This window comes from Methylobacterium sp. J-070 (assembly GCF_022829385.1).
Taxonomy (GTDB): domain Bacteria; phylum Pseudomonadota; class Alphaproteobacteria; order Rhizobiales; family Beijerinckiaceae; genus Methylobacterium.
Genome location: NZ_JAKSXX010000257.1, coordinates 1 through 8,491, shown reverse-complemented (window position 1 = coordinate 8,491; position 8,491 = coordinate 1). Strand labels below are relative to the sequence as shown.

Sequence of the window (8,491 nt, the reverse complement as noted above, 5' to 3'; positions counted from 1 at the left end):
CAACACCCACACCAGGAAGGAAACTAAAACCACCACCTCCCCCCCCCCCCCTGGGGGGGAGGGTGGGGCCCCGCAGGGGGGCCGGAAAGGGGGGCGACGGTGGCGAACCTCACACCGGCCTTCACATCTTCGCCGCCCCTTCCTGCATCCGGGGTCCCCCCTCGCCGGACTTCGTCCCCGCCCGACCCCTGCCTACGCCGGGGGCCTCCTCCCCCGCAGAGGGGGGAGGCAAGTCGGGTCCACTTCCCTCCCGTGGTCCCCTACCCCAGCGCCTGCTCCACGGCCTTGCCGCAGGCCTGCGTGTCGGCATTGCCGCCGAGGTCGCGGGTGCGCAGCGTCCGCTCGGACAGCACCCGCTCGATCCCGCTGACGATCTCGGCCGCCGCCGCGTGCTCCCCGAGATGCTCCAGCATCATCGCGCCGGACCAGATCTGGCCGATCGGGTTGGCGATGCCCTGGCCGGCGATGTCGGGGGCCGAGCCGTGGACCGGCTCGAACACCGACGGATGCACCCGCTCCGGGTTGATGTTGCCCGACGGCGCGATGCCGATCGTGCCCGTGCAGGCGGGCCCCAGGTCCGACAGGATGTCGCCGAACAGGTTGGAGGCGACGACCACGTCGAACCGGTCCGGGTTGAGCACGAAATGCGCGGTCAGGATGTCGATGTGGTACTGGTCCCACCGCACCTCCGGGTAGGACTCGGCCATCGCCTTCACGCGCTCGTCCCAGTACGGCATGGTGATCGAGATGCCGTTGGACTTCGTGGCCGAGGTCAGGTGCTTCTTGGGCCGTGTCTGGGCCAGATCGAAGGCGAACTTGAGGATCCGGTCGACCCCGTGGCGGGTCATGATCGTCTCCTGAAGGGCGAATTCCCGGTCGGTGCCGGCGAACATCCGGCCGCCCGCGTTCGAGTACTCGCCCTCGGTGTTCTCCCGGACCACCCAGAAGTCGATGTCGCCGGGCTTGCGGTCGGCGAGCGGGCACTTCACCCCGGGCATCAGCCGCACCGGGCGGAGGTTGGCGTACTGATCGAACTCGCGCCGGAACAGGATCAGCGAGCCCCAGAGCGAGATGTGGTCGGGCACCTGCTCGGGCATGCCGACGGCGCCGAAATAGATCGCGTCGTGGGTCTCGATCTGCGGCTTCCAGTCCTCCGGCATCATCCGGCCGTGCTTCTCGTAATAGTCGCAGCTCGCGAAATCGAACCAGTCGAGCTGGAGCGCGAAGCCGTGGCGCTTGGCCGCCCGCTCCAGCACGCGCACGCCCTCGGGCACCACCTCCTTGCCGATGCCGTCCCCGGGGATCACCGCGATGCGGTAGCGGCGCTGCTGGCTGCTGGTCTGACCGGCCATGATTCCTCCCACGTGTCGGGTCCTAGGGGACCGGGCCTTGGCGAAGGCCCGGCCGCGGGCCCAGGGTGCTGCACCCGGGGACCGGGTCAACACCCCGGCCTGACAATCAGTCGGTTTCACCCGCCACGGCCCGGCGCTGCCGGTCGAGTTCCTCGCTGTAGCGCTTGAGCGTGTGGCTCTCGGTGAGCAGGCCCAGCACCTTGCGGGTCTCGGTGCCGTCGACCACGGCGAGCGCCTCGCTCTCGGTGCGGTCGAAGGCGGCGGCGGCGTCCTTGACGTTCATGCCCGGCGTGAGGAAATCGTCGGCGTGCATCAGAAGGTCGGCGAGCACGGGCTGCGCGTCGGCGGCGGAATCCCGGGCGGCCGCGTGCGCCTCTGGGACGTTCACGATGCCGGCGTAGCGCCCGCGCCCGTCCACGGCGATCACCCGGGAGGGCGAGCCGAGCGGGTGGGCGCGCAGGAAGGTGGGCATCGGCGTGTCGACCGATACGGTGCCGGGGTTCCGGCGCATCAGCCGGCCGACGGTGAGCGAGCGGATCCAGCCGACATCGTGGGGGCTGCGGATGCTCTCGCCGCGCAGGTGGAAGCGCCACGTGGCGAAGGAGTAGCCGAAGGTCTTGCGCACGGTGAGCGAGGACGCGATCACCGCCGCCAGCACGACGCCGGTGATCGGCAGGCTGCCGGTGACCTCCAGCGCCAGGAACGTCATGGTCAGTGGGCCGCCGATGATCGCCACGGCCAGCGCGCTCATGCCGATCACCGCGTAGGCGAGCGGCGTGAGGCCGAAATCCGCCAGCGGCGGCACCAGGACGGGGGCCAGCGCCGCAAACAGCTTCCCCGCGATGGCGCCGAGGAACAGGGAGGCGAAGAACAGGCCGCCCCGGAAGCCGGAGCCGATCGAGATCGCCGAGGCCACCGCCTTGGCGGCGAACAGCCCGGCCAGGGCGGCGATGCCGTGCCCCTGCCCCTCGGCGGCGAAGTGCATGTGCAGCGCGCCGTGGCCGCCCGAGAGCACCTGCGGGGTCGCCAGCAGCGCCAGCGCGCCGACGCACAGGCCCCCGAAAGCCGGCGCGGCCACCCGCGGCACCCCGGAGGCCAGGACCAGGCGCTCGACCAGGGTGACCCCGCGCATGATCAGGATCCCCAGGGCCGCGCAGACCAGCCCGAGGGCGAGGCTCGGGAGGATCTCCAGGCTCGTGACGTGCGAGGTCGTGACCGCCTGCACGTCGCCGAGGTCGACCAGCGGCTCGGCCTGGATCAGCGCCCGGGAGATCAGGTTGCCGCACAGAGCCGCCACCACCACCGGCGTCAGCGTCGCGATGGAGTAGGTCCCGATGATCAGCTCGAAGGCGTAGAAGGCGCCGGCGAGCGGCGCGCCGAAGCCGGCCGCGATGGCGCCGGCGGCGCCGCAGCCGACGAGCGTCCGCAGGTCGCTCCGGCGGACCTCGAAGGCGATCCCCAGGCGCGAGGCGAGGCCCGAGGCGATCTGCGTGTAGCCGGCTTCCAGCCCCACCGAGGCGCCGCAGCCGTTCGAGATGACGTTCTGGAGCGCGAGGTAGACGCTGTCGCGCAGGGACATCCGGCCCCCGTGCAGGGCGTTCGCCTCGATCGGGTCGATGGCCGGGCGCTTGCGCGGCCCGCGCAGGTAGGCGGCGGCGATGATCAGCAGGCCGAGCACGCCGCCGCCGAGGCACGGGCCCACGAGCAGGAGCGCCGGCGACACCGCGTCGACCGCGCTGAGCCGGGCGCCGGCGGGCAGCTGATAGAGGACCTCGCGCAGGCTCTGGGTGATCCAGGTCATGGCGGAGACGGCGATTCCGGCGACGCAGCCCACCAGGGTCGCCAGCGCCACGAGGCCGCCCTCGCTCCGGCGCACGAGGCTGCGGAGCCGTCCGGGGGCCTGCACGAGGCCGGCCCCGCTCCAGCGCCGGCGGCGGCGCCGGCTGAGCCCGGCCGCCCTCCGGCCCGGCGCGTCCGCCGGCCTGTCGGCGGCGGGCGGCCCGCCGCCCGCGGCCGTCGCTGGTTGTCGCGCGCTCACCCTCGGTCCCTTCGTCCCCGGTTTCCCCCGGCCGACCCGTCCGACCTGTCCGACCTGTCCGACCTGTCCGACCCTTGGCGCCATGGTCGCGCCCCTGCACTTAGGGACCGATCCGCGACCGCGTCCACCGGAGAGGCCCGGCATCGCACAGATCGCCTTGAAAACCGCGGCGGCCCACGATACACCGCCCGCCAGTGCCGCCGTAGCTCAGTTGGTTAGAGCACCAGATTGTGGATCTGGGGGTCCCCCGTTCGAGCCGGGGCGGTGGTACCAAGGACTTAGCTGATTTCAGACAGCTCGAAGGTGGACCAGGGGTAACGCTGAGGGTAACAGCGACCCCTGGTTTTCTTCTGCTCGCACCGAGTGCGCGAGCAGCATCCTTTGACGTAGGTGTCATCCTCGAACCGAGGAGGATGCGTTGATCTACGTGCTCATCATCATACTGGCCGGATCCGGCTCCTCGGTCGGATCAGTCGAATTCAACACCAAGGAAGCGTGCGAAACGGCAGCGAAGGCGATCGCCGCTTCCAGCCGCCCGTTCGCTGGTGCCTCCGCAATCACGGTGTGTGTTGCGAAGGGGTAGGCCCGCTCCAGATGCGCGAGTGGCGTTCGTGAGGAGCGGCGTTCCGGCGCATTAGCCACAGCTACAGACATCGGCCACCGGGTTACCGGGATGGTGTCGGCGCGCCTGAGGGGGCGGTGCTGGCGATCCACGTCCGCCCTTTGGACCCCCCAAGGTAGTTGGGCGGGCGTGGATGCTGAGATCCGGCTCGGCAAAACGGAAACCGTTTCCGTTTTCCAAAAGCGAAACCGTTTCGCATTTGCGCTCCCCGGATCTGGGGATCGCAAAGGGGGTAGCGTTTCGTTACCCCCCTTACCGGTACAGCACCGGCATCGGCGGCATCGCCGGCACGCCGCTGACTGTCCGCGGGATCGGACCCCGCCCGACAGCGATCAGCGTCCGCAGGCTGCGCATGGCGTAGTAGTTCGCCCGGCGCATGTCGTGGGTGGCACGGCGGACCCGTCGCGTCTGCCACCACGCCACCGCGATGATGAAGGGGCTGATCAGGCGCATGCTCGCGCCCTCCACAACGCCGTCATGTCGTCCAGGGCGTCATCTTCAGCCCAGGAGAACGTCATGCCGTAGCGGTGCCGAAGCATGATGGCTTCGAAGCTGACGAACCGGACATGGGCGAAGGGTTCGTATAGCTCCTCAAGGACGCTATCGATCGCGTCAGCCGGTCGGCGCGCCGCGATGTAGGCGTGCCATTCGGGAAGATTTTCGCTTTGATGCTTCCACTTCCGGCCATGGACCTTGAGCCGGGCTTTCTCCCACGCGGCATAGGGCTCATCTTTCAGCAGCCAAAGCCGATCGTACTCATTTAGTAGCGCAATCATGCGCGGCGCGAGAGCCAGGAACCGGGCTTCGTCGTCCGGCAGATCACTGCGAACGGTCGCAGTCAGAGCCACCGCTGGTACGGACGCCAGCGGGGCTGCGAGGATGGCGCCGAGCGCGGCGCGGCGGGTGGAGACCGTCATCGTGCGCGCTCCATGATCAACTCCTCCACCGCTTCAAGGCTGCTACGCGCAGAGTCAGCGACGCCCTTGATGTGCGTGTTGATGAAGTGAACCGTCTCGTACTGCTCCTCCGTCAGCACCACCACGATGTAGCCCTTCGACGGCGTGATGCTCGCAGCCTTGAAGGCATCCGGGATCTCCCGGATGGCGTTCTCCATCACCGTCACAGCGATTGCCGATAGGTTAGCGACATCTCTGATGGCGTCGCTCATCTCCAGGAACGGCGGCGTGAGGTCGAGGCGGGCGGCGGCGGTCATCGTCCACCTCCCTGCAGCGACCGGGACAGGTCGAAGCAGCGCTCCCACTCGGCCTCGACCTGCCGGGCGTTCTTCATGATGGCGTTGCCGATGACCCAGAGGCCGCTGGCCTTCACGTCGTTCTCGCAAAGGCCGAGGTCGCGCACGGCCTCGCCCCACTTCACGCAGTCGCGGACGATCGTCTCCATGTCGAAGATGACGTTGGCGAGGTTGTCATGGCGGTTCGCGGGAGCGCTCATGCACGCCTCCCGACGAACACCTCATGGACGCCACGACCGGACCAAGCCGGGATCGGATCACGGCCCTCGGCCAAGTCGAACTCGCGGTCATCGCCGCCGAGGCTCGGCCAGTTGGCCACGAGACCGCACAGGCTCGGCTCAGAGTCGGCGCTGTCTTCCAGATCCGTGTCGCCGTCCCAGGCGTCGAGCAGGTCGATCAGGCCCTCGACCAGGGTCTCGACCTCGGTGCGAGACAGGGCGCGGATGCCGTGGGTGAAATTCGCAACCGTTGCGGATTTGACCGGCAAATCGGCAACCGTTGCCGATATGTCCGGCTCAGCCGCCCGCATCGCGCGGATGGCTTGTGTGACCGGTCCTACCTGTGCTGAAGGCAAGCGCGGGCGTTCACCGCCGCCGAGGGGCGGTGTAGAATGATGGATAGCCATGACTGGATCACACCTTCAGTTCGTGGTCAGGGCTGAGACGGAAGTTCGCGCTTCCCCTCAGCCCGCATTTTCTGTACAACGAGAATTATGTGGATGTCAATTCCCGTTGCACCGAAAAGGCGTGGTCGACCGGCGACGGGCGTCGACCCGCATTTCGCTGTGAGGCTCCCTCGCGCAGTAATTGATGCGATCGACAGCCTCGCCGAAGCCGAGGGCCGGCCTCGCTCAGAGATCGCACGCGAAGCCCTTACCGAGCACCTGAAGGCGAAGGGCTACCTGAAATGAGCGATCCAGAGCCCGACGCGATCTTCCGTCAGCGAATAATTTGCTTAGTCGACGACGAGCTTCGCCCGTTCGTCAGTATAGCGACCGGATCGGAGCTTGATGCCATCGGCAGCAAATACGACCGGTTCAGAACCGGAGTGCCGTTGAAGGGTCTCGGAGCAGAGGGAAGCCACTCCAGATCCGAAGCGATCCGCCGCCTCGTAGAGGAAGCCTTGAAGGCGAAGCGATCCTGACGGAGGCGACCTGCTATGACCACCGACCTTCAGCGCCTCTGCCAAGCCGCAGAAGAGGCATTCGAGACGGTGTTCCACGGCGATGCCGAGATCACGCCGGGAGGGTCGGAAACGATCGTGCGCGCCGTTCTCCTGGCTCTGAAAGACGCGAGTAACGCGACTATTGAGGCGGGCGTGCAGGAGCGTAACCGCAATGGGGCGGGATCGACCGGCCTGCCCCTCGTGTTGCGCGCCATGATCGACCACGTCCTGGCAGAGCCTGCTGATCCCCAAGTTCCCGTGACCTCGCGATAGGCTGACTCCATCCCCCGCCACGTGGAAGAGGCGCTGAAGGCGAAGAGGGCAGGACACCGCCGAACAACGTCCTATTTCCCTGAGGTCGATGTCCGGTCGGACAGCCGTTTATGGCCGGCCCTTAGCGCTGCGGAGCAGGTAGGTGGAGCATTTTTGCGGGATAGCGGGTAAGCGGCTAACCTACCGGCAATTAGCTAACGCGTCCTAATAGGCCATGAGCACACGGGCATTCACGATCCATGTTGACGGCCATCCCGGTCATCGCGGGAACGTGCTCGCCCATGCGCTATCTGCCAAACTGCAACGGCTCCTGATCGCCCTAGCACAACTGGAGCGGACTTTTTCTGGGGCGGGCCAACGGCAAACGGATTATGAAATTGTAGCCGCCAGTAAGGCTAGTCCAACGCGTCTTGTCCTTAAGCCCGTTCCCAAAGCAGCAAACTATGATCCGCTGCCCGCCTTTAATTGGACATTTGAACAGCTTGAGAAAGTAGCAACGGGCGGGGCGTTGGATGAGCGCGTAGACGCAACAACAGCCGAAAATCTTGCTACCTTGGCCGAACATAGGAAAGAAGAAGACTATTCTAGATTTTGGTTATCTATTGACGGGATCGACATTCCTCTAGACGAGTCTTTTCGGGACAATTCTCTGCGTTGCGCTGCAGAAAAAAGATCTAAACAGGCGGACGTCGCTTGGTATGAGGGCGACTCTTTTGGGTCTGTCACAGGAACGCTGAGACAAATTGGGGATTTAGAGGGGGCATATTCTTTTGTCATCACTCCTGCGGTTGGAGCCGAGCAAATCGCATGCTCTTTTGCCGAAAGCGATAGAGATAAAATGGGCAAATATTTATTTAAGAATGTTCGTGTTCACGGTAAGCTTAGGTATAAACAGTCTTCTCCCTTCCCTTTCAGTGTAGAGATGCGAGAAATAGAGCTTGCGACGGACCATGAGTGCGAGCATCTATCTGATTTAAGGGGTCTCTTTAAGGATAGTAGCTATTTCACTTTTGGCGATCAGGACATTTAGATGCCCGATCAGCCTAAAATATACTATTGGGACGCCTGTATGTTTTATGAGGTTCTGAGCGATCAGAACGTCAAAGCTGAGCATCGTGCAGCTGTTGATGAGATTTTAGCAAGAAATAAAAAGAAGGAAAATCTCATTATTACGTCTGTTGTTACTCACATAGAGGTACTGCCAAAAAAAGTTTCCGCTACCGATGCGGAGAAAGAGGCCAAATATCTTGCTATGTTCGATGGGACGAGGATCATTGACGTCGAACTCGGCCGAAACGTTGCCACCTTAGCGAGGGAAATAAGAGATTTTTATTACAAATCTGCCGAAGAAAATGAGGGTCAATACAAGATGATGGATGCTAATGATGCGGTCCATCTTGCCACTGCCTATATCTACAAAGCAGTCGAATTTCACACACGAGATAATGACAGCAAAAAGGCAAAAGTTCCTTTGGTAGACTTATATAAATATAGCGGCATTTCAAAAATTTGCAACAAATACGAACTCGTTATTGTATCTCCCGAGACTGCGCAGGGATATCTCGGTGTATTTCAATAATTTTCTAGGCGCCGAGAAAATTAGGCTATTTCCCTCACGCCTGCCCGCTGTTGGCCGCCATCGCGTAGGACCGGCGTGGAACGGACTCTCGATCGCCGAGTTGCTCGGCAGGTTGGAGAGAGGGCGACATGCTGACAGGCAGCCTGCTGTGGCTCATCGGAGTGCCGATCCCCATCGTCATCCTGCTGTGGCTGTTTTTTCTACGTGGGCG

13 protein-coding genes and 1 tRNA gene are annotated in these 8,491 nt (G+C 64.3%); 7 read left to right on the top strand and 7 right to left on the bottom strand.

Annotated features, from left to right (window positions below):
• Positions 1 to 260 precede the first annotated feature (260 nt).
• Both MKL01_RS30250 and MKL01_RS30245 read right to left on the bottom strand, forming a co-directional pair.
• Positions 261 to 1,352 carry a tartrate dehydrogenase gene (locus tag MKL01_RS30250; RefSeq protein ID WP_243908881.1) on the bottom strand — a complete coding sequence of 364 codons (1,092 nt, stop codon included), beginning with the start codon at positions 1,350 to 1,352 and terminating at the stop codon, positions 261 to 263.
• Positions 1,353 to 1,458: 106 nt separating this feature from the next.
• Positions 1,459 to 3,390: a chloride channel protein gene (locus tag MKL01_RS30245; protein WP_243908880.1), complete on the bottom strand. Its 1,932-nt coding sequence runs from the start codon at positions 3,388 to 3,390 to the stop codon at positions 1,459 to 1,461.
• 196 nt (positions 3,391 to 3,586) lie between these two features.
• Here MKL01_RS30245 and MKL01_RS30240 point away from each other — a divergent pair.
• Both MKL01_RS30240 and MKL01_RS30235 read left to right on the top strand, forming a co-directional pair.
• Positions 3,587 to 3,663, top strand: a tRNA-His gene (locus MKL01_RS30240).
• A gap of 145 nt (positions 3,664 to 3,808) precedes the next feature.
• The gene (locus MKL01_RS30235; RefSeq protein WP_243908882.1) at positions 3,809 to 3,973 is read left to right on the top strand and encodes a hypothetical protein; all 165 of its coding nucleotides are present in this window, start codon (positions 3,809 to 3,811) and stop codon (positions 3,971 to 3,973) included.
• Between the two features lie 291 nt (positions 3,974 to 4,264).
• Here MKL01_RS30235 and MKL01_RS30230 read toward each other — a convergent pair whose 3' ends face one another.
• From MKL01_RS30230 to MKL01_RS30210, 5 genes are read right to left on the bottom strand one after another with little or no spacing between them, the layout of a single operon-like run.
• Positions 4,265 to 4,465: a hypothetical protein gene (locus MKL01_RS30230; RefSeq protein WP_243908879.1), complete on the bottom strand. Its 201-nt coding sequence runs from the start codon at positions 4,463 to 4,465 to the stop codon at positions 4,265 to 4,267.
• Positions 4,456 to 4,929, bottom strand: coding sequence for a hypothetical protein (locus MKL01_RS30225; protein ID WP_243908878.1), 474 nt, complete (start codon positions 4,927 to 4,929; stop codon positions 4,456 to 4,458). The genes MKL01_RS30230 and MKL01_RS30225 overlap by 10 nt, the downstream gene beginning before the upstream one ends.
• A complete protein-coding gene (locus MKL01_RS30220; RefSeq protein ID WP_243908877.1) occupies positions 4,926 to 5,225 on the bottom strand; it encodes a hypothetical protein in 300 nt (99 codons plus the stop codon). The genes MKL01_RS30225 and MKL01_RS30220 overlap by 4 nt, the downstream gene beginning before the upstream one ends.
• On the bottom strand, positions 5,222 to 5,464 hold the full coding sequence (locus MKL01_RS30215) for a hypothetical protein (RefSeq protein WP_243908876.1): 243 nt from the start codon (positions 5,462 to 5,464) through the stop codon (positions 5,222 to 5,224). The genes MKL01_RS30220 and MKL01_RS30215 overlap by 4 nt, the downstream gene beginning before the upstream one ends.
• Positions 5,461 to 5,793 carry a hypothetical protein gene (locus MKL01_RS30210; protein ID WP_243908875.1) on the bottom strand — a complete coding sequence of 111 codons (333 nt, stop codon included), beginning with the start codon at positions 5,791 to 5,793 and terminating at the stop codon, positions 5,461 to 5,463. The genes MKL01_RS30215 and MKL01_RS30210 overlap by 4 nt, the downstream gene beginning before the upstream one ends.
• 183 nt (positions 5,794 to 5,976) lie before the next feature.
• Here MKL01_RS30210 and MKL01_RS36300 point away from each other — a divergent pair, with 183 nt between their 5' ends.
• From MKL01_RS36300 to MKL01_RS30190, 5 genes are all read left to right on the top strand, one after another.
• A complete protein-coding gene (locus tag MKL01_RS36300) occupies positions 5,977 to 6,174 on the top strand; it encodes a ribbon-helix-helix protein, CopG family (RefSeq protein WP_409566383.1) in 198 nt (65 codons plus the stop codon).
• Positions 6,171 to 6,407, top strand: a complete 237-nt coding sequence (locus MKL01_RS30205; protein ID WP_243908874.1) for a hypothetical protein — start codon at positions 6,171 to 6,173, stop codon at positions 6,405 to 6,407. Before MKL01_RS36300 ends, MKL01_RS30205 begins: the two co-directional genes overlap by 4 nt.
• A gap of 15 nt (positions 6,408 to 6,422) precedes the next feature.
• Positions 6,423 to 6,701, top strand: a complete 279-nt coding sequence (locus MKL01_RS30200; RefSeq protein WP_243908873.1) for a hypothetical protein — start codon at positions 6,423 to 6,425, stop codon at positions 6,699 to 6,701.
• Positions 6,702 to 6,915: 214 nt separating this feature from the next.
• Positions 6,916 to 7,731, top strand: coding sequence for a hypothetical protein (locus tag MKL01_RS30195; protein WP_243908872.1), 816 nt, complete (start codon positions 6,916 to 6,918; stop codon positions 7,729 to 7,731).
• On the top strand, positions 7,732 to 8,280 hold the full coding sequence (locus MKL01_RS30190) for a type II toxin-antitoxin system VapC family toxin (protein ID WP_243908871.1): 549 nt from the start codon (positions 7,732 to 7,734) through the stop codon (positions 8,278 to 8,280).
• Positions 8,281 to 8,491: the final 211 nt, after the last annotated feature.

Bases quoted from the DNA above. Each gene is read 5' to 3' on its own strand.
- MKL01_RS30210 (WP_243908875.1), bottom strand. From the start codon at position 5,793: ATGCGGGCGGCTGAGCCGGACATATCGGCAACGGTTGCCGATTTGCCG.
- MKL01_RS30205 (WP_243908874.1), top strand. From the start codon at position 6,171: ATGAGCGATCCAGAGCCCGACGCGATCTTCCGTCAGCGAATAATTTGC.
- MKL01_RS30200 (WP_243908873.1), top strand. From the start codon at position 6,423: ATGACCACCGACCTTCAGCGCCTCTGCCAAGCCGCAGAAGAGGCATTC.
- MKL01_RS30195 (WP_243908872.1), top strand. From the start codon at position 6,916: ATGAGCACACGGGCATTCACGATCCATGTTGACGGCCATCCCGGTCAT.
- MKL01_RS30230 (WP_243908879.1), bottom strand. From the start codon at position 4,465: ATGCGCCTGATCAGCCCCTTCATCATCGCGGTGGCGTGGTGGCAGACG.
- MKL01_RS30190 (WP_243908871.1), top strand. From the start codon at position 7,732: ATGCCCGATCAGCCTAAAATATACTATTGGGACGCCTGTATGTTTTAT.
- MKL01_RS30220 (WP_243908877.1), bottom strand. From the start codon at position 5,225: ATGACCGCCGCCGCCCGCCTCGACCTCACGCCGCCGTTCCTGGAGATG.
- MKL01_RS36300 (WP_409566383.1), top strand. From the start codon at position 5,977: ATGTGGATGTCAATTCCCGTTGCACCGAAAAGGCGTGGTCGACCGGCG.
- MKL01_RS30250 (WP_243908881.1), bottom strand. From the start codon at position 1,352: ATGGCCGGTCAGACCAGCAGCCAGCAGCGCCGCTACCGCATCGCGGTG.
- MKL01_RS30215 (WP_243908876.1), bottom strand. From the start codon at position 5,464: ATGAGCGCTCCCGCGAACCGCCATGACAACCTCGCCAACGTCATCTTC.
- MKL01_RS30225 (WP_243908878.1), bottom strand. From the start codon at position 4,929: ATGACGGTCTCCACCCGCCGCGCCGCGCTCGGCGCCATCCTCGCAGCC.